Annotated in this window: 22 protein-coding genes and 3 tRNA genes; 11 read left to right on the top strand and 14 right to left on the bottom strand. The window is 24.1% G+C overall.

Annotated features, from left to right (window positions below):
- Positions 1-33: 33 nt before the first annotated feature.
- Positions 34-2,013, top strand: a complete 1,980-nt coding sequence (topA, locus tag NPA14_RS02335; RefSeq protein WP_257075797.1) for a type I DNA topoisomerase — start codon at positions 34-36, stop codon at positions 2,011-2,013.
- A gap of 28 nt (positions 2,014-2,041) precedes the next feature.
- On the opposite strand, the gene NPA14_RS02330 is transcribed toward topA, so the two are convergent.
- The 3 genes from NPA14_RS02330 to tapR all read right to left on the bottom strand — a co-directional run bounded on the left by NPA14_RS02330 (position 2,042) and on the right by tapR (position 4,005).
- Positions 2,042-2,115: transfer RNA gene (locus NPA14_RS02330), tRNA-Thr, on the bottom strand.
- A 14-nt stretch (positions 2,116-2,129) separates the two neighbouring features.
- Entirely contained in the window at positions 2,130-3,371 is a 1,242-nt protein-coding gene (gene tyrS / locus NPA14_RS02325; protein ID WP_257075796.1) for a tyrosine--tRNA ligase, read from the bottom strand.
- Between the two features lie 7 nt (positions 3,372-3,378).
- Positions 3,379-4,005 carry a TyrS-associated PheT N-terminal domain-related protein TapR gene (gene tapR, locus NPA14_RS02320; protein ID WP_257075795.1) on the bottom strand — a complete coding sequence of 209 codons (627 nt, stop codon included), beginning with the start codon at positions 4,003-4,005 and terminating at the stop codon, positions 3,379-3,381.
- Positions 4,006-4,039: 34 nt separating this feature from the next.
- Here tapR and NPA14_RS02315 point away from each other — a divergent pair, with 34 nt between their 5' ends.
- Both NPA14_RS02315 and NPA14_RS02310 read left to right on the top strand, forming a co-directional pair.
- Entirely contained in the window at positions 4,040-4,933 is an 894-nt protein-coding gene (locus tag NPA14_RS02315; RefSeq protein WP_257075794.1) for a DegV family protein, read from the top strand.
- Between the two features lie 45 nt (positions 4,934-4,978).
- A tRNA-Lys gene (locus NPA14_RS02310) sits at positions 4,979-5,054 on the top strand.
- A 61-nt stretch (positions 5,055-5,115) separates the two neighbouring features.
- On the opposite strand, the gene NPA14_RS02305 is transcribed toward NPA14_RS02310, so the two are convergent.
- The 4 genes from NPA14_RS02305 to prfA form a co-directional block, all read right to left on the bottom strand.
- Positions 5,116-5,190: transfer RNA gene (locus NPA14_RS02305), tRNA-Trp, on the bottom strand.
- Positions 5,191-5,217: 27 nt separating this feature from the next.
- Positions 5,218-5,454: a phosphopantetheine-binding protein gene (locus NPA14_RS02300; RefSeq protein WP_257075792.1), complete on the bottom strand. Its 237-nt coding sequence runs from the start codon at positions 5,452-5,454 to the stop codon at positions 5,218-5,220.
- A gap of 3 nt (positions 5,455-5,457) precedes the next feature.
- The gene (locus NPA14_RS02295) at positions 5,458-6,177 is read right to left on the bottom strand and encodes a peptide chain release factor N(5)-glutamine methyltransferase (protein WP_257075790.1); all 720 of its coding nucleotides are present in this window, start codon (positions 6,175-6,177) and stop codon (positions 5,458-5,460) included.
- Positions 6,177-7,256: a peptide chain release factor 1 gene (gene prfA, locus NPA14_RS02290; protein ID WP_257075789.1), complete on the bottom strand. Its 1,080-nt coding sequence runs from the start codon at positions 7,254-7,256 to the stop codon at positions 6,177-6,179. Before prfA ends, NPA14_RS02295 begins: the two co-directional genes overlap by 1 nt.
- Before the next feature lie 73 nt (positions 7,257-7,329).
- Here prfA and NPA14_RS02285 point away from each other — a divergent pair, with 73 nt between their 5' ends.
- Positions 7,330-8,136 (top strand): hypothetical protein, encoded by an 807-nt coding sequence (locus tag NPA14_RS02285; protein ID WP_257075788.1) that lies wholly within the window; start codon positions 7,330-7,332, stop codon positions 8,134-8,136.
- Positions 8,137-8,168: 32 nt separating this feature from the next.
- Here the strand turns inward: NPA14_RS02285 and rplA are convergent, their stop codons facing one another.
- From rplA to NPA14_RS02250, 7 genes are all read right to left on the bottom strand, one after another.
- A complete protein-coding gene (gene rplA, locus NPA14_RS02280) occupies positions 8,169-8,864 on the bottom strand; it encodes a 50S ribosomal protein L1 (protein WP_257075787.1) in 696 nt (231 codons plus the stop codon).
- Positions 8,864-9,307: a 50S ribosomal protein L11 gene (rplK, locus tag NPA14_RS02275; protein WP_306428727.1), complete on the bottom strand. Its 444-nt coding sequence runs from the start codon at positions 9,305-9,307 to the stop codon at positions 8,864-8,866. Before rplK ends, rplA begins: the two co-directional genes overlap by 1 nt.
- 143 nt (positions 9,308-9,450) lie before the next feature.
- Positions 9,451-9,978, bottom strand: a complete 528-nt coding sequence (locus NPA14_RS02270) for a thermonuclease family protein (RefSeq protein ID WP_257075786.1) — start codon at positions 9,976-9,978, stop codon at positions 9,451-9,453.
- 103 nt (positions 9,979-10,081) lie between these two features.
- Positions 10,082-10,849 carry an MAG0110 family membrane protein gene (locus NPA14_RS02265; RefSeq protein ID WP_257075785.1) on the bottom strand — a complete coding sequence of 256 codons (768 nt, stop codon included), beginning with the start codon at positions 10,847-10,849 and terminating at the stop codon, positions 10,082-10,084.
- 3 nt (positions 10,850-10,852) lie between these two features.
- On the bottom strand, positions 10,853-12,697 hold the full coding sequence (locus NPA14_RS02260) for a ribonuclease J (protein WP_257075784.1): 1,845 nt from the start codon (positions 12,695-12,697) through the stop codon (positions 10,853-10,855).
- 151 nt (positions 12,698-12,848) lie between these two features.
- The gene (locus NPA14_RS02255; protein ID WP_257075783.1) at positions 12,849-13,487 is read right to left on the bottom strand and encodes a hypothetical protein; all 639 of its coding nucleotides are present in this window, start codon (positions 13,485-13,487) and stop codon (positions 12,849-12,851) included.
- Between the two features lie 2 nt (positions 13,488-13,489).
- Positions 13,490-15,256 carry a S8 family serine peptidase gene (locus tag NPA14_RS02250; protein WP_257075782.1) on the bottom strand — a complete coding sequence of 589 codons (1,767 nt, stop codon included), beginning with the start codon at positions 15,254-15,256 and terminating at the stop codon, positions 13,490-13,492.
- A 275-nt stretch (positions 15,257-15,531) separates the two neighbouring features.
- Here NPA14_RS02250 and hprK point away from each other — a divergent pair, with 275 nt between their 5' ends.
- The 7 genes from hprK (at position 15,532) to rplS (ending at position 20,039) form a co-directional block, all read left to right on the top strand.
- Complete coding sequence (gene hprK, locus NPA14_RS02245) at positions 15,532-16,461, top strand: HPr(Ser) kinase/phosphatase (RefSeq protein WP_257075780.1); 930 nt, start codon at positions 15,532-15,534, stop codon at positions 16,459-16,461.
- Positions 16,454-17,428 carry a prolipoprotein diacylglyceryl transferase gene (lgt, locus tag NPA14_RS02240; RefSeq protein WP_257075779.1) on the top strand — a complete coding sequence of 325 codons (975 nt, stop codon included), beginning with the start codon at positions 16,454-16,456 and terminating at the stop codon, positions 17,426-17,428. The genes hprK and lgt overlap by 8 nt, the downstream gene beginning before the upstream one ends.
- A 1-nt stretch (position 17,429) precedes the next feature.
- Positions 17,430-18,344 (top strand): NAD(P)/FAD-dependent oxidoreductase, encoded by a 915-nt coding sequence (locus tag NPA14_RS02235; RefSeq protein ID WP_257075778.1) that lies wholly within the window; start codon positions 17,430-17,432, stop codon positions 18,342-18,344.
- Positions 18,345-18,431: 87 nt separating this feature from the next.
- Complete coding sequence (gene rpmB / locus NPA14_RS02230) at positions 18,432-18,632, top strand: 50S ribosomal protein L28 (RefSeq protein ID WP_257075777.1); 201 nt, start codon at positions 18,432-18,434, stop codon at positions 18,630-18,632.
- A 121-nt stretch (positions 18,633-18,753) separates the two neighbouring features.
- Positions 18,754-19,008: a 30S ribosomal protein S16 gene (rpsP, locus tag NPA14_RS02225; RefSeq protein WP_257075776.1), complete on the top strand. Its 255-nt coding sequence runs from the start codon at positions 18,754-18,756 to the stop codon at positions 19,006-19,008.
- Positions 19,009-19,017: 9 nt separating this feature from the next.
- Positions 19,018-19,704 (top strand): tRNA (guanosine(37)-N1)-methyltransferase TrmD, encoded by a 687-nt coding sequence (gene trmD, locus NPA14_RS02220; RefSeq protein ID WP_257075775.1) that lies wholly within the window; start codon positions 19,018-19,020, stop codon positions 19,702-19,704.
- Positions 19,689-20,039: a 50S ribosomal protein L19 gene (rplS, locus tag NPA14_RS02215; protein ID WP_257075774.1), complete on the top strand. Its 351-nt coding sequence runs from the start codon at positions 19,689-19,691 to the stop codon at positions 20,037-20,039. The genes trmD and rplS overlap by 16 nt, the downstream gene beginning before the upstream one ends.
- Positions 20,040-20,046: the final 7 nt, after the last annotated feature.

The following is a 20,046-nucleotide window of genomic DNA, read 5'->3' as shown; positions in this document are numbered from 1 at the left end:
TATTTTTTTTGTTTTTTGTGTTATTGTTTTTATATGTTTAAACTAGTAATTGTTGAGTCTCCTAATAAGGTGGCAACTATTAAAAAATATTTAGGTTCAGATTATGAAGTTATGGCTTCAGTAGGCCATATAATGAAATTAAGTACTACTGGATTGATGAAATTAGGTATTGATTTAGATAAATGAGAACCTAAATATGTTTTGGATAAAAGCAAAAATGATATAGTAAATAAATTAAAAAAAGCTGCTAAAGAAGCTCAATGAATTTATATTGCTACTGATCCTGATAGAGAAGGTGAATCTATTGGAAATCATTTAGTAAAAGCTTTAAAAGTTGAAAATAAATATAATCGTATTAAATACAATGAAATAACTAAAGTAGCTATTTTAAATGCTTTAGAAAATCCCAAAAAAATTGATGATGCTTTAGTGGATGCTCAAAAAGCACGAAGAATGTTAGATAGAATAATAGGTTTTAGACTTTCTGCTTTAATGAATACTAAATTATCTAATTCTCCAACTTTTCCAAGTGCTGGAAGAGTTCAATCAATTGCTTTAAAATTAATAATTGATAGAGAAAACGAAATCGAAAAATTTATTCCTCTTCTTTATTCAAAATTGTCAGCAAGAATTAAACATGAAAATAATTTTTTTGATGCGTTTTTATATATAGAACAACATAAGACTGGACAAAAAAGTTGAATATTTGAAGATGAATTAGATTTTGTTAAAAAAGAATTAGCAAAAGAACCTCAAAATTTGCTTTTGGTTAAAGATGTTAAAGAATTAGTTAGAAAAAATATAGCTGTTACGCCTTTTAAACAATCTGTTTTATATAAAAAATCACCATATAGTTCCATAGCAACACAAGCAATTATGCAACGTTTATACGAAGGATATGGAGATGGCGGATTAATAACTTATCCAAGAACAGATAGTACTAGATTAAGTGAAACATTCGTAAGCGAAGCAAAAAAATACATAATGAAAATTTATGGTAATGACTATGTAGCTGAAGAAATTAAGGGTTTTTCAGGAGAACAAGATGCCCACGAAGCCATCAGACCTACTAATATAGCATTAAAACCTCAAGAAGCATTAAATAAATATAGTCTAACAAAAGAAGAATTCAATATATATAAATTGATATACGATAATACATTAAAAGCCTTAATTAAACCACCAGTATTTAAAATAATTAATTTTACTTTTAGCAAGAATGAATTAACTTTTAAATTAAGTACAAGCGAAATAATTTTCAAAGGATACTATATTATTAATGATAATAATGATAATAATATTGAAGAAGATGAAAATATTTTAACTATTAAATTAGATTATAAAATAGGAGATAAAGTATTTGTCAGTGATTTTATCTTTAGTGAACATCAAACATTACCTCCTTCAAGATATAGTGAGGGTTCATTGATAGAAGCTTTAGATAATATAAAAGTTGGCCGTCCTTCAACTTTTGCTTCAACTGTTAAAATAGTTTTAGAAAGACAATATGCTCAAAATGTAAAAGGCGTGTTATTACCAACAGAATTTGGCAAAGTTGTTTTAAGTAAATTGCTTGATGGTTTTCCAAATATTATTAATGAAAGTTATACAGCACAAGTTGAAGAGCAATTAGATTTAATAGCAAATAATAATTTATCCGTTCCATTATTAATGAACGATTTTTGAAATAGGTTTAATTCAACTTATGATATGGCTAAGGAAAAATTAGAAAAAACAGCAATAACATCATTAATTCTTGAAGAAAAATGTCCTGTAGATAATGGGGATTTAATTGAAAAAAATAGTAAATTTGGCAAATTTATTGGTTGCAGCAATTTTCCAAAATGTAATTATTCCCAACCTATAATTGATAAAGAACAATGTCCTAATGATCAAGGTGCACTAATTTTGAAAAAAAGCAAGTTTGGTTATTTTTTTGCTTGTCAAAATTATCCTCAATGTAACTATATTAAAAATAATAATAAAAAATATGTTAAAAAAAGTAAATCTTAAAATAGATTTACTTTTTTTAATTTTGATATGGTGCCAAATACGAGAATCGAACTCGTGATTGCTGATTACGAGTCAGCTGTTTTACCACTAAACTAAATTGGCATATAAATATCATATTAGATATTTATTTTTTCTAATAAAATAATTTGTTTTTTACCTTTTTTAATAAAAGAATAGTTACCTTCATAATACATAGGATTAAAAATAGTATCTAAAGTTAAATAATCATTATCAATTTTTAAAGCACCAGTATTAATAAATTCTCTTGCTTCTCTTTTAGATTGTAAAATTTTATTTTCAATTAAACAATCGATAATATTTGTTTTTAATTTTATTTTAAGACAAGGTAAATATTTTTTTAATCTTTCAATTTCCAAATTATTAAGCTTTAAAAGATCAAAATTTTTGTCAAATAAAACCTTTGAAATTTTTGTAGTTATTTGAGCTTCTTTCTTACCAAAAATATCTTTAACTACTTCATATGCTAAAGTTTTTTGAGCATATCTTTGCTTGAGATTCTCATTATGTAAACTAGCAATATTATTAATTTGTTCTAAGGACAAAAATGTTAATCATTTAAGAAATTTAATTGCCGTTGAATCACTTTGATTAATTAAATATTGATACATATCATAAGGAGAAGATAAATTTTTATCAAGTCAAAGAGATCCGCCACCAGTTGATTTACCTATTTTATTGCCATTTTCATCTGTTAATAAGTCTAAAGTAATACCAACTGCTTTATGATCATTTCCCTCAATTTTATTAATCATATCTAATCCTGTAACAATGTTGCCTCATTGATCGCTTCCGCCTAATTGAACTTTTACATTATTATTTTGATAAAGTTTTAAAAAATCATATCCTTGTAATAGTTGATAAGTGAATTCTGTAAAAGATAAACCTTTTTCTATTCTTTTTATAACAGATTCTTTATTTAACATATAAGAAACATTTGTTAATTTACCAACATTTCTTAAAAAATTTATTACATTCATTTTTTTATAAAAATTCAAATTATCTTTAACAATTAATTTTTGTTTTTTTAGTTGATGAATAATATTTTTTTTATTTTTAGTTATAGTTTCATTATCTAATAAATTTCTTTCGCTATTTCTAAAAGAAGGATCACCAATCATTCCAGTAGCACCACCCACAAGTGCATAAACAGTATATCCATATTGTTGAAATCTTTTTAAAGTAGCAATTAAAATATAATTACCTAAATGTAAACTTATAGCACTAGGATCAAAACCACCATAAATTGCAGTTTCTGTAGGATTTAATTTTAAAAATTTTTCTTTGTTACTAATTTGTTTCAAAATACCACGTAATTCTAAGTCTTCAATTATATTCATTTTTTCCTTAAATTTCTTGTAAATCATTTAATAATTTTTTTATATTATTTCCCCAATATTTATTTACTATTTTTTCATCATTTAATATTTTAGTTAATTCATCATTTTCTATTGATAAATTTAAACTTTTGCTAGATAAAATCATTCCTTGACTAATATTATCTAAAACCTTACTTTCTTTAATTTCTTCTGCGTTAAAAGTAATAAAACCTTCTAGAGCAAATAAAAAATACATATTTTCAAGTGAATAAGTTGTATTAGTAATAATTTGCTTTTCAAAATTTTTAAAATCTACTTTTAAAATAGCTAATTTATCACTTTTAGGATGTTTATTTCTTTGCACAATTTTACCCAATGCATATGTTTCTTTAGTATGAAAAATGAGATTTGGTTCATATTTTAAAATTTTTTGAATAATATCATTTATTTGATCTTCTTGTAAAATACTATAATTTTTTTTGTTGGTAATTAAATTATTAGTAAATAAATTTATTAATTTTACATTCATCTTTTCATCAACTAATAAATTTAAATGTAATTCTTCAATATTTATTATTTTTTTGCCTTGAATTGCGCTATTGACAAAAATGATTGATGTGTTTAAAAATTTATCATTAACTTTAAAAAATATCATAATAATAATTATAATCTTTAAGTATAATAAACATATGAAATATGCAATAATTGTTGATTCTTCTTGCGGGTTGACTAAGGAAGAAGCAAATAAAAAAGGATGATTTTATCTACCATTACATATTATTATTGATGGTAAAGAATATAAAGATGGGATTGAAATTAATAGTAATAATTTATTTCAATTTTATAAAGATAATAATGATGCTAAAACATCAGCAATTAATATAGGAGAAGCTGAAGAACTCTTTGAACAATTAAGTAAAGAATATGATCAAATAATTGTTTATCCTATTTCACAACATCTTTCAGGAACATATCAAATGTTAAATTTATTAAGTCAAGATTTTCCTAAAGTAAGAATTGTTAAATCAAAACAAATTGTACAATTAATTGTTTTAGATTTACTTTGATTAGAAAAACAATTATCTAATGATTCAAGTAAATTGGAAGAATATCTTGATTTTATTGAAAATAAAGGTTTTAGAAATTCAATAACATTAATACCTAAATATAATAAATACTTAGTAAAAGGTGGAAGATTACATCCTTCTGCTGCTTTAGTTGCCAAAATGTTTAATATAGTTCCTTTAATTACTTTTAGTGATGGCAAATTATTAAAAGAAGGAGTTGGGAGAGTTTTTAAAAAAACTGTATTAAAAAATATTGCTTCTAAATCTAATTTTAAGTTAGAAAATCAAAATAACGAGCTTTGCTATATATATTTACATTCAAATGCCAAAATAGAAGAACAAAATGAAATTATCAATGAGTTTAGTAAAATTTATAATATCAAACCCTTAGTTCATAAAATAGCTCCAGTTGTTTCCATTCATACAGGCCCTGAAGCTTATGTAGCAATAGTATTAGAAATAAACAAAGAATTAAAAGAAAAATTAATGGAATTTTTAAATCATATTAATTTATAGTTTAATCAAATTTTTAATTTAAGGTATAATAATTTTTGTAGTAATGCATTCTTAGCTCAGCTGGCAGAGCAAGGGACTCTTAATCCCTGGGTCGTGGGTTCGATCCCCACAGAATGTACCAAATATTATTTAATACCAATATTAAAAAAGTTCTTAAAATAAGAACTTTTTTAATAAAAAAATGGCAGGAGTGACAGGATTCGAACCCATAACACACGGGGTTGAAGCCCGTTGTTCTACCGTTGAACTACACTCCTACAATAATTTAATTTTAACATATAAATTTATTTATTGTTTTGATTATTAAAAGTTTTTTCTGTTAAATTTATAACATCCTTAACACTCTTTAAATTATTTAATTCTTCATCAGAAAAAACAATATTATATTTATTTTCAGCTTCATAAATTAGTTCTGCTAAGTCTAATGAATCGATTTTTAATTCCGCTAGTAACATATTTTCATTAATGTTTTTTTTACTTAATTGTTCTAATTTACTTAGTATCATTTTTTTTATTTCCATAATTTAATTCCTTTGCAAAATTATAAAACGTTCTTTATTATTAATATCATTAAGAATTTCTATATTAGCAATTTGATTTCATTTTTCTAAATGTTTAGGGTTTATCTCCATTGCTAAAATACCATTAGGTTTTAAATATTTTTTATATTGTTCTAAAATTATACGATAAATTTGTCAACCCTTTTCTTTGGCAAATAAAGCTATATGTGGTTCAAAATTTTTAACATTTGAACTTACATCTAAATCATTTTTATCTAAATATGGTGGATTAGCAACAATAAGATCATATTGTTTTTTGATTTTTTGGAATAAATTACTATGTTTTATACTTAATTTATTTTTTGAAAAAAAATTGTTTTTTCTATTTAATTTACTTATTTTTAAAGCTGAGTAACTAATATCACTTAATGTAAGCGAAGCTAGAGGCCAAATTTTTTTTAAATGTAATCCAATAAATCCGCTTCCACAACATAAATCTAAAATATTAGCATTAGAATAATTAAAATTATATCTATTTTTAAGTATATGTATTAATTCATCTGTTTCATACCGAGGGATTAATACGTTATTGTTTATTTGAATTCTTAAATTATTAAAATCAATAAAACCCATTATTTGTTGAATAGGAACATTATGTTTTAAAAGTTTTTTCTCTTTTGTTGTTAAATAAAGAGGTAAATTATATTTTCTTTTTTCTAATAAGAGCTGCTTTTCTCGATTCATTAAAATATTCCTGCTTCTTTAATTTTTTGATTTTGTTCTTCAGTTAATAAAGCATCAATAATTGGTTGAAGCTTACCTTCTATAACTTGTTTTAAAGAAGTAGAAAAAGCAATTCTATGATCAGTTACTCTATCTTGAGGATAGTTATAAGTTCTTATTTTTTCACTCCTATCACCTTGCCCTGCTAATTTTCTATATCCGGCTTCTTCTGCTTGTTTTTTTGCCATTTCTAAATCATAAAGTTTTGATTTAAGAACTAATAGTGCAGTTTCTCTATTAGCAATTTGACTTCTTTCGTCTTGTGATGATACTACTATTCCAGTTGGAATATGTGTAATTCTAACGGCAGAATCAGTTGTATTAACTGATTGTCCCCCGGCACCACTTGATCTATATGTGTCAATTTTAATTTCATTACTCTTTATTTCAATATCCACGGTATCATCTATTTCGGGTATGACTGTTACAGTAGCTGTGGAAGTGTGTATTCTACCTGAACTTTCAGTTGTTGGAATTCTTTGTACTCTATGAACACCACTTTCAAATTTTAATTTTGAATAAGCATTTTCGCCTCTAACAGAAAAAATGATTTGAGAAAATCCTCCAGCAGATGCAGAACTAGAAGAAAGTAATTTAATTTTAAAATCTAATTCATCTGCAAATTTGGTATACATTCTAAAAAGATCGCCAGCAAAAATATTAGCTTCATCTCCTCCGGCAGCACCTCTTATTTCTATAATTACGTTTTTATCATCATTTTCATCTTTAGGTAATATTAAAATTTTTAATTCTTCTTCAAGAAGATTTAATTTTGAATTATTATCTTCTAATACAAATTTAGCTAGTTGTATTTCTTCATCGTTTTTAGAATTTAATAATGTTTTAGCTTCTTCAATTTCACTTAAAGCAATTTCATACTCATTAAATTTTTTTGCTATAGCGCTAATTTTATTTAATTCTTTAGTTATTTTTGTATATTCTTTAATATTATTTATTATTTCATCTTGAGATAATTTATCATTAAGTTGATTGTAAGTATTTTTTATATCGGTTAATGATTTATACATCGCTTTTTCCATAATTTTTATTATAATAAAAATATTATTATTTATCTACTTTAAAGTGAAATAATTAATTAATAATAGGAGATTTATGTTTTTACATTTAACAAATAATCAAATATTAAAATCTACTGAAAATATGACTAACAATGTAATGGAAAATAATAAATTTGAAATAAGTGTTTATTTAATTATTCCTCTTGTAATTTTGGCTTTATTATATTCAATATATTCTTATCATATAAAAGTCTATATGAATAGTTTAAATCGTTTTGATAAGGTAACTTATGGAGCCTTAAAAAAAGTTAAAATTCAAAATAAAATTATTTTAGCTATTTTTATTTTTTTAAATTTAATTGTTGAATTAACATTTTTAAGTTTATTTTTTACAGGACATAAAGAATTTAATTTACTAATTTTAATCTCTGTTTCTATTTTAACAATTATGTTTATAACATTTTGTATTTATAAATATTTTAAGAATTTAAATTTAATAGCTGAAATTAAAGTGGATAATAAATTAAACTTTACGAAATTTAATGAATATTCAATTCTTAATGTTAAGCCAGAACATATTTTTATTAATAGAAATAGATTTATAAATCCTAAAGCTTCTAGCGAAGAAACATTTAAAGATTTTTTTGAATCAAAATTTAAAAGAATCAAAATTAATAAGATAAATGATTATAGATTTTATATTTGTAAAAAAATTGCAAATAATTCATATCAATGAGCAAATTTTTTAACAAATCAAAAACTTTCTGTTAAAGAAGATGAAGACAATTTATTTATTGTTTTATCTTGTTCATTTAAAATGTTAATTGAATATAAATTATTTAGTAATTACGATGAAGCAAAAAATTATTTTGAAACTAATTGAATTAAAATGGTAAATTAAAAAAGCACAATTAGTGCTTTTTTAATTTCAAATTATTTGTCTAATTTAATTTTTACTGAAGGAGCCATAGTTGCAGAAATAACAATATTTTGTATATATGTTCCTTTAACAGCAGAAGGTTTTAATTTTTTAATTAAAGAAATTACTGTATTAGCATTTTCAACTAATTTATTAGTATCCATGCTTAATTTACCAATCATTGTATGTACAATTCCTGCTTTATCTGTTCTATAATTTGCTTTACCTTTTTTAAGTTCTTCTACAGCTTTTTCTGGTGTAGGTGTAACAGTACCTGTTTTTGGATTCGGCATAAGACCTTTTGGTCCTAATTTTTTACCATATTTACCTAAAAGAGGCATCATTGCAGGATCAGCAACCATAACATCAAAATCAAAATTGTCTTCTTTAATTTTGCCTTCTAATTCTAATCCATCAACCACTTGATCTGCACCAGCGGTTTTAGCTAATTTTTGTTTTTCTGGGTTATTAGTTACAACTAGAACTCTTACAGATTTACCAGTTCCATTTGGTAATAAAACTGATCCTCTTAATTGTTGTTCAGCTTTACGAACATCTAAATTTAATTTAAATACTAATTCAACTGAGCCATCAAATTTAGTGTATGAAGTTCTTTTAATTAATTCAATAGCTTCATTTAAATCATAAGCAACGCTTCTATCGAACGCTTCTCTAGCAGCTCTTATTTTTTTTCCACCTTTAAAAGCCATTATTTAATTTTCCCTTCATTTCAGCCTTCGATAACAACACCCATTTGTTTTGCTGTTCCGGCAATTGTTCTCATAGCTGCTTCTATATTATCAGTATTTAAATCAGGTAATTTATATTCTGCAATTTCTTTTAATTGTTCAACAGTAATTGTAGCTACTTTGTTAGCCTTTGATTTTGAACTACCGCTTTCAATTTTTGCAGCTTGTTTAATTTTAAAACTTGCAGGAGCGGTAAATAATCTAAATTCAAATGATTTATCTTTATAAACAGTAATTTCTACAGGAACTGGTTCATTTCCTCTTTCTCTTGTTGCGTCATTAAATGCTCTTGTAAAATCTGGCATATTAATACCAACACCAGCTAATGATGGTCCTGGTTTAGCTTGGCCAGCTAAAAATTGCAATTTACGAACACGAACAATATCAGCTTTTGATTTTGCCATAAATTTATCCTTTCGATATTGTGGTTTCTAGCGATACTTAATTCTCTCCCACTAGTAGAGGCAATAAACAAATTTAATCTATAAATTGCCTCTTAATTATAATAAAAATTATTTATTTAATAAATAAATCAGTAATTTTAATCTTAATAATTTTCAAAAATACCAATTTGTTTTCTTTTACTTTTTTCTTCAATATCTTGCAAATTATTAAGATATTTTTTTATTTTTACATCAGCAATATAAAAAGGACTTTTATGATTATAAATATCTATATATTTAATTCGTGCTAAACCATTTTTAATTAATTCACTAGCTAAATCTTCATTATTAGAATTAGTAATAATACAGACTTTTCTTTCATAAACATCATCTCTTAAATATAATATTTTAATTGGTTGCATTTTTAAGAACTTAGAAGTAAAGTTTTTAGCTTGTTTTGCATATTTTCAATCTTTTTTATTTGTTGAATTAATTTCTAAAGTATCAATAGCAAAAACTCTGATTGTTTCAATTTGATTATTAATAATTATTTTAAATGTATCGCCGTCATAATTATCAATAATTTTAGTAGTATAAATTTGATCAAAAGGTTTATTTAAAAAAGATTGATTAATACAGGAAAAAATTAAAAAAATCAAACTTAATTGAATTATTGCAATTATTTTTTTCATCAAATTTTATTTGTGTTTTTATTCAATATAATTTAAAAAAGAAAAAAGATAAACAAAACTACTTATTTTAAAAAAGTTAATAAAAAAGACATATCAATGTCTTTTAATTATTTCAAAATAATTCTAAAAATCTGATTAGATATAAAACCATTATAATGTAGTCATAGGCAAAATGAAAACCAATATAAATTCCGTTAACCAATATTTCTTTTCTTTTTAAATCTTGGTTTTGAATATTTTTAATTTCTTCATTTAAGCGACTTAAATAAATAAAATCTAAAATCATATAACTCAAGGTTACTAAAGTACCTAAAACACTAATAGCTATATATAGTAATTTATTAAAAACAAATCATGAAACTAATGATGTAATAATTAGTGCTACTACTAAAAAAATTATCATTATATAAAAGAATTTACTCTTAAAAAAATTAAAAGTTGCTAAAAAGCCTGCTAAAAACATAAAAAACGCTGGTATTAGAAAAATTAAAATTATTTGGCTTAATGTAAAAATACCTATAGTAAATTTAAAAGCAGGAATTATTAAAATTAAAGAAATAATACTCATCAAAAAGAAAGATAACAAAATAGTTCCAGTAATATTTAGTTTTCTTCTCATTCTATTGAATACAAACAAACCAATAATTAATAAAATGGCACTTGTGACCAATCAAGCAATTGTAATATTTCCTTGATTATATAGTGTATCAATGGCATTAGGTATTTTAATAACTGCAAACGTAAAAAGAAAAGCAAAAATTAAATCAATTGCAAATCACATCATCGCTGATCCAAAAAGTGATTGCTTTATATAACTTTTTTGTTTAACTTCAGTTTCACTATAACTTGTATTAAATTGTTTTTCTTGCATAAATTACTCCTCATTATCTTCATCTAATAAATCATCTTCTGTTTCCTCGATTGAAGCAAAATCATCTTTAAATTGCTTTAATGCATTTAAAGCATCAGTATTATTTTTATTTGTAAATTTGTCCATATTATTTTTGTTAAATTTTATTGGAATATCTTTTAAAATTAAATCATCTTCATCATCAGTATATAAAATTATAGGAATGATAATAGGTTTTCTTCTTTTTTCTTTATAAAAGAAATTTTCTAAACGATCACAAATTAATTTTTTTAATTCAACAACGTTTCATTCAGGCGTATTTTTAATGTAATATAATGCCGCACCATGAGCAATTCTTTTGGCTTCTTCAACTAATGTTAAGGAACCTTTAACATAAAAACTTCCTCTACTAATTAATGATGGTCTTCCGTTGATGTTATTATTTTTTCTATCTACAGTTAAAATAATACTTACAAAACCATTATTAGCTAAAGTTGTTCTTTCTTGTAAAATATTGTTATTTAAATTTAAAGCATTATTCCCGTCAATATAAACAGGTCCATAATTAACTTTTTCTTTTGTTTCATATATATTTTGATTAATTAAATTGTATACTTTTCCTAACTCAGGAATAATAATATTATTTTTTTTCACGCCATTTTTAATAGCACTTTGAGCATGAACTACGCACATACGATATTCACCATGATAAGGTAAGAAATATTTAGGTTTGGTTAATTGAAAAATTTTATCATGTTCATATTTATAAGCATGTCCAGAGGTATGTAAATAACCATCAACTCCATTTTCTTTCACTATTGCTCCAAGTTTAGTTAATCTATTTACTAATAATTCAATGACCATGCGATTGCCAGGAATGGGGGAAGAAGAAAAAATTACTAAATCGTCTTTTTCTATTCTTATTATTTTGTGTTTACTATAACTCATTCTGGATAAAGCAGCTAATTGTTCACCTTGACTTCCTGTAGTTAAAATTACTAATTTATCTTCAGGAGTATTTGCTACTTCTTTTTTGTCTATAAAAACTTTATCATCAACATCAATATATCCTAATTTTCTGCCTATTTTTATTCCTTGCACCATTGATCTACCAAAAGAAACAACTTTTTTATTTAATTTTTCAGCTAATTCAATTATAGCTTTTGCTCTTGTTAAATTTGAAGCAAATGCAGTAACAATAATTTTTTTCTTAGCTTGGCGCATGTATTTTTCAATATCTCTCAAAATATCATTTTCACTTGGAGAATGCATAGGACGCATGGCATTAGTCGAATCACTCATTAAAATGGTTAAACCTTCTTTACCCATTTTATCTAATTTAGCAAAATCAGTATAATGAGATCCAATAGGATTATAATCAAATCTAAAATCTCCAGTACACATTAAAGAACCATTAGGAGTGCTAATTCTAATACCAAAAGCATCAGGAATAGAATGTTGGGCGCTTCAAAAATCAACTTTACATGGCCCAAAATAATGAATAGCTTCTTTTTCAGTTTCAATAAATTTAACATTAGAATTAATTTTATTTTCTTCGAATTTATGTTTTAAATATTGAATCGTTATACGAGGAGCAAAAATTCTTTTAATATTAACTTGTTTAACTAAGTGAATAACTCCACCTATATGATCTTCATGTCCGTGGGTAATAAATAAACCTTCAATATAATTTTGTTTTTCCTTTAAATAACTATAATCAGGAATAATTCCTTTAATACCTGTTGTGGCAATATCGGCAAATTTAATACCAGCATCAATAATAAAAATATGTTTATCATATTCGATAACCATTGTAGATTTTCCAATTTCTTGTACTCCTCCAAGAGGAATTATTCTAGTTGGTTTCATTTGTCCTCGCTTAATAAATTAAATATTAATTGATATAAAAAAGCACGTTTGTTTAATTAATATTAATATTTTAATGCAAATATAAAAAAATATATAAAAAATGATCAAAATCATTCTAAAATTTTGATCATTTAAAATATCATAAATTTTTTTAATTTTGAGAATATGCATTTCTTTTATATTTTGCTAAAAAGATAATTACGTAATATAGGCTGAATACTGCTGTTAATGAACCTGAGAAAAATAATGAACCTAACGAAATTTTTTCAAGAACTATATAAATAATTGATTTAATTAGTAAATCATTATCATAAATTTTAGGAACATATTCTTCATAAATTTGATCTGGAGCCACACCCTGGTCAAAATAAAGATCTTTCTGATAAATAATAGTTTCAGTTTTAATTAGATTAAAGAACAATGAATAAAGAATTAATGATAAGATTAAAAAGAAAACAAATAAAAAATAATAAGAAAGAATAGTTTTATTTTTGTTAATATTTTCACTATTTATTTTCTTATATCTATATAAAAAATATAACATTAATAAATATTTAATTTTTAAATTGTTATTAAAGACAAAGTAAATTTTAGTAATTATTAGATATACAAAAATAAATAAAGATAAAAATCCACAGAATAAAAAATTCTTATATATTCCATAAGTAGAATAATCATTTAAATCTGCTTGCTGTTTAATAATAAATGGCAAAGCAATTAATAAAGTTGTTAATATACAAAAAATAATTTGACTAATATTTAGAATTAATAATTTAATTTTTCAATGCATAGTTAAATATTTTTTCTTTCAATAGTATATGTAAATGCAATATCATTGTGTTTATAATTCGTATATTTATTTACATATCTAAACGTATAATTTCCATCTTTTTCAGCAGTGTATTTTATAAATTCAACATTATGAGTAGTTGAATTAGATGAAAAAACTAATTTGTTTTCAGAATCATAAAGTTCTAAATCAAAATCATTAGTCACATTTATGTATTCTTCTGGATTATTTATGATTTTCATTGAATTATTTTTTATATTGTAATTTTCTGTAACTGAGTGAACAACAGGACCTCTTAGTCTTCTTATTCTTTTTTTGACACCAACTAAATTGTCAACAGTTTTTGCATTATATTTTTTAAAATTTTCTGTTATTTCTGGAGTAGTTTCTCATGACAAAGCACCTCTTATTGTTTCACCTTTTTTCACTGAAAAAGTAGTTAACAATTTAGAGTAATTTTTTGGCATGGGTTCATGTCAATATCTTTTATAATAAATTAAATTTTTAAACGCTTGATCTAATTTATCATAATCAAAAATACCTACACCATTAAAACCTATTGTTTCATTATTTTTATTGTTACTTAAAGTTGATGCTGATAATGTTGATAATGCAATTATATTGTTTTTACCTAAATCATATTTATCTTTATACGCTTGTAATGTATAAGAAAGTATTCCAGATATAAAAGGAGCAGAAAAACTAGTACCATTAAAAATTTCATAGTTGTTATCTTCGAATGTTCTCTGCGCTAATAATGTAACTTGTTTTCCTGTTTTCGCATTATATGAAGAATAATAGGCCTTATTTTTATTTATATCGTTCGCTCCAACTACAATTATATTATTAGCCAATTTGAAGCCATTTAGATAAGTATTATCATTGCCGGCAGAAACTACAAATATTACTTCAGGATATTTTTTAGCATAACGATCAAGGAGTCATGCAGAATAGTTATATGCAAAATTATAATCCTTCGGATTCTTCTCTCCGAATGACATATTAATAATATTAACCTTTTCTTTTAAAAGATCTTCTAATTCAGTTCAATAATTTTCTGTTTTCTTATAAACGGACGAATATAATTCTACATTTGGATTAACACCATCTAATCCAGCAATTATAGAAGCAACTCTTGTGCCATGTTTTGTTTCTGTTCCTTTATATTTATTAATAATTTTAGTATTGTAAATATTTTTATTAAAATATGTTTGATTTTGTGAATCAATATGGTTTCTTACTTCTAAAATACCAACTTTTATTTTGTTTTTACTATTTTTAAATTTATCTATTAATTTATACCTATCATCTTTATTAAAATTGTTAACATCAAAATATTTTTGATAATACGATCTTTCTATTCTTACTGGCAATTTATTTATTTGATTTATGTTATTTTCTATAAATTTATTATTTTCTTCAAAATAAAATTCAATCATTTCATTTTCGTTTAAAAAGTTATAAATTAAATAATTATTTTTATGATCAGTTAAATTAATAAAAATTATATTTAATATATCACTAAATTTAAAAGTAGAATTAATATTGTTTTTTTCTATTAAGTTAAATAATTTGATTTTCAATTCTTGTATTTGATTATTATTAAGATTATCTTTTAATTCAGCAATTAAAGTTTTAGAATATTGTTTGTTATTCAATTCAATTTGATCTTGTTTATGATCAACATTTGTTGTAATATTATTAGCAAAAGATGCAGAAAATAGACTTAGAGATCCTAAAATAATTGAAAAAAAAGTTATTTTTTTCATAAGCCCCCTTTAAGTTTTTAAAAATATCATGAAATAAAAACAAAAGAGTTTATGCTTTTTAAGAGAGTTATATATTTGAAAATATTTAAGTTAAAAAAATAACTTTTTTTACTCATTGATTAAAATATACTACTTTAAAATATACAATTTTTTATTTTGAAATTCCAAAAAATATTTACAATCAATTTTTTTAAAATTTTATGAATTATTTTGACAAATTAAAATAATACTTTATTAATAATTATTAATTATAATTATTTTAGTTAAGGATAACAATGAATAAAAAAACAATAAATGTTAAAAAGATTATTAATAAATTTCAAATTAATATTATTAATCAAGATCAAGATTTGTTATATCGAAATATTTTAGATCCAGATGTGAAACAACTTGGTTTAGAATTAGCAGGTCAAATGACAACTAATCAATATTATAAAAATGTTATTTGCTGAGGAACAGCTGAATCACTTTATTTTAAAAAAATAGGTAAAAAATCTTCTTATGAAATTATTGATAAAGTTCTAAGTATTGAGCCTCCTTTGTTAATACTTTCTAAAGGGGTAAATCCTCAACATCAAAAGTGAATAATAGATATAGCTTCAAAACATAAAATACCTGTTTATTGTGCCCCTATGTCTACTGCTAGTGTTATGACAACTATAGGAACATATTTAACTGATTTTTTTTCAAAAGAAGAACAAGTACATGGTTGTTTAGTTTCAATTGGTGGAACAAGAGTTTTAATAGTTGGTAAAAGTGGAGTAGGTAAAAGTGAAGCAGTATTAGAACTTTTACAAAGAGGACATATTTTTATTAGTGATGATGCAGTTTTAATTAAACACATAGGAGGCAATTTTTATGGTACTTCACCAGCTTTGACAAAAAATTTTATAGAAGTAAGAGGTATTGGATTAATTGACGTTAAATATACATATGGTATTAAGGCAGTGGCTCAAGGGGCTGTAATTGATTTAGTTGTAGAATTAGTAGTTCCTGAAGGTCAACAATTTGATCGCTTAGGCATAGATTATTTACGTTATCCAATTTTAGATAGCTCTATTGTAAAAACACAAATTCCAATTAGAAATGGTTTTTCTGCTGCTTCTTTAATTGAAGCTGCAGTAAGCACTTTTTTAGCTAGAAAAGAGGGCATAAGTGTCTTAGAACAATTAGAAGAAAGGAGAAATAATTTAAAAGATGAATAATTTAGCAGATGTATTTTTTCGTCCCGGTGAAGGGGGTATATTATTAGAAATAGGCTCTTTTTCACTGAGAACTTATTCACTTACATTATTTTTAGGAATACTTGCTTCAATTTTTACTATTAGTATTTTTTGGAAAAGACAAAATTATAAATTTGAGTACTTATCTACTTTAATTTTAATAACTATTCCTACTGCTATAATTGGTGCAAGGCTTTGAGATTTGGTCGAAGAAGCTATTAATCCACAAAGTAATTTTGATTTTAGTCGTTGATATGCTATTTGAGAAGGTGGATTAAGTATTCAAGGTGGTGTAGTTTTAGCTTTTTTATGTGATTTTATTTATGTTTATACTAAAAGAGATGTCATTGATATAAGAAAAACTGCTTCCATGATTATTCCTACTATTTTAATTGGTCAAGTAATAGGAAGATGGGGGAATTATGCTAATCATGAACTTTATGGTAAAGTTGATTGAGATGGATCAAGTGTTTTAATCTTTGGTAAAAATTTTGCTCAAAATCTTTTTATAAGCGATGCTGTTTCAGATTCTTTGAATGTATCAGCTTTATATAGATATCCATTATTTTTATATGAAAGTTTAGCTAATTTAGTTGGATATTTAATTATTGTTTGGGTTATAAATTGATTAGGTTTATTAAAACCAGGATCTTCTGCTGGTTTATATTTTATATGATATGGATTAGTGAGAATGGCAATGGAACCTTTAAGAGAAAATTCTTTTAACATTTATGTTTTTGCTTCAATAGGTTTTGTAATTGCAGGATTAATTGCTTTGATATATTTTGAATTTATTAGTAAAGTTCATTATCTTAAAATTAGAAAAAAATATTATTTTGATTATGTTTATGCGCACAAACAAATTTATGTAGATCATATTAATAAAACTCGTTTTTTTAAAACAAAAAGAACAAAAGAAAAATTAACCATTAATACTTTAAGGGGGTAAAATGCAAAAAAAATATGATGTTTTGATTATAGGAGCTGGACCTGGAGGGTTAAACGCAGCATTATATGCTTCAAGATCTAATTTATCAGTAGCATTAATTGAAAAAGGTGCTCCTGGTGGCAAAATGACTAAAACGTCTAAAATAGAAAATTGATTAGGTTTTGATATGATAGATGGCTTTGAATTATCTACTAAAGCTTATCAACATGCTATTTCTTTTGGTGCTGAACATATTTATGGTAATGTACTTAAAATAATTAAAAATAATGATGATTTATTTGAGACTCATTGTGAAGATGGACAAATTTATTATTCTAAAAAAGTAATTATTGCTAGTGGCATGAAAGAAAGAGAACCAAAATGAATAGAAAATTATCCTAAATTTGAATTTAGAGGCATCAGCTTTTGTGCTACATGTGATGGACCATTATATAAAGATAAAAATATTTTAGTTTTAGGTGGTGGAAATAGCGCAGTAGAAGAATCAACATTTTTAGCTAAATTAGCAAATAAAGTTTTCTTAATTGTTAAAGATGATCATTTTATTGCCGAAGCAAGGTTAGTAGATGAATTAAAAAAATTAGATAATGTTGAAATTTATTTAGAGCATGAAATAAAAGCCTTACATGGAGAAAATCAAATAGAAAAAGCTATCATTGTAAATAAAAATAATGAAGAAAAAATATTAAATGTAGAAGCTTTTTTCCCATTTATTGGTTTTGTTCCTTCAAATGAATTTTTTAAAGACTTAAATATTACTAATGAGTTTGGTTTTGTTATAACAGATGAATTTATGCAAACTAATATTAATGGTTTATATGCTATTGGTGATATAAGAGATAAAAAAATTCGTCAAATTGTTACAGCAGCATCAGATGGAGCAATTGCTGCTAAACATATTGTTGATAATTTATAATTTTTTCAAATAAAAATAATTTTTTATATTAAAATATTAATATTATTTGTTGTTATTTAAATATTAAATATTTGAAAGGAGTCCTTAATGTCAAGAGTAGATCAAATTACTGGAAAAGGTCCATTAGTTGGCAATAAACGTTCACATGCTTTAAATGCTACTAAACGTAAATTTAATGTTAACTTACAAAAATTAACAGTAGTAATTAATGGTAAAAAAACTACTTTAAGAGTTAGTGCTAAAACAGCAAAAACAATTAAAAATAAAGGCTTTAACCTTTCAGCTTAAGTTGAATAATAAAAAAACTTCTTGTTTTAGAAGTTTTTTATTTATCTTTTTTATTTATTTATTATAATAAATAAAATGCTTGGTGTCAAGCACAAACGCTTGACAGAGGAAAAGGAGAAAAATGGTTAAAATTAGATTAAAAAGATTAGGAAGTAAATTTAACGCTCATTATAAAATTGTAGCAGCTGATGCACAGGCTCCAAGAGATGGAAAATTTATTGAAGCTTTAGGTCAATATAATCCAAGAAGTAAAGAATTTTATTTAAATGAAGAAGCAACACAAAAATGAATTAATAATGGTGCTCAATTGACTGAAACTGTTTATAACTTGTTTAGAAAACACGGATTAAATCAAAAATTTCAAAAAAATAAATAATAGTTAAGTATGAAAATTAATTTTTTAACTTTGTTTCCAAAATATTACTTACCATTTATTGAAGAATCTATAATTAATAAAGCAATAGAAAAAAAACAAGTTGATATTGATATTATTGACTTTAGATTATTTTCTAAAGATAAACACCATAAAGTAGATGATGAAATATATGGTGGTGGGCATGGATTACTTTTACAAGTTGAACCCATTGATTTAGCTTTAGATTCTCTTAAAAATAGAGGAGGATATAAAATTTTAGTTTCTCCGCAAGGTAAAACTTTTAATCAAAACATGGCAAATAAATTATCCAAATATTCAGAAATAACTTTAATAAGTGGACGTTATGAAGGTTTTGATGAAAGAGTTGTTGAATTAGTTGATGAAGAAATATCTATTGGAGATTATGTTCTTACAGGTGGCGAATTACCATCAATGATTATAGCTGATGCTATTATTAGATTAATTCCAGGAGTAATTAATGAATTAAGTCATCAAAATGATTCTTTTCAAAATGATGGTTTATTAGATTATCCTCAATATACAAGACCTAGAGAATATAAAAATATGAAAGTGCCTGAGGTTTTATTTAGTGGTAATCACAAAGAAATTGAAAAATGGAAACAAAAAGCAAAATTAGAAAAAACAATCAAAAATCGTCCAGATTTATTGAAAGGTAAAAAATGAGAAAAAATTTAATTGAATTAGTAGAACAAAGTCAATTACGTAATGATCATCCTGATTTTCGTGTGGGAGATAATGTAAAAGTTCACGTACGTATTCGTGAAGGTGAAAAAGAACGTATTCAAATTTTTGAAGGATTAGTAATTTCTAAAAAAGAATCAGGAACACGTGAAACCTTTACAGTTAGAAAAATATCTTTTGGTATTGGTGTTAATAGAACTTTTCCACTTCATTCACCTTTAATTGCTCAAATAGAAGTTGTAAGATCTAATAAAGTTCGTCGTTCAAAACTTTACTTTATGAAAAATAGAAGCGGTAAATCAGCAAGACTTAAAGAAATTAAACGTTAATTTTATA

It is taken from the genome of Mycoplasma sp. 1018B, assembly GCF_024582675.1.
Taxonomy (GTDB): Bacteria; Bacillota_I; Bacilli_A; order Mycoplasmatales; family Metamycoplasmataceae; genus Mycoplasmopsis.
This window is presented reverse-complemented; position numbering and strand designations above follow the sequence as displayed.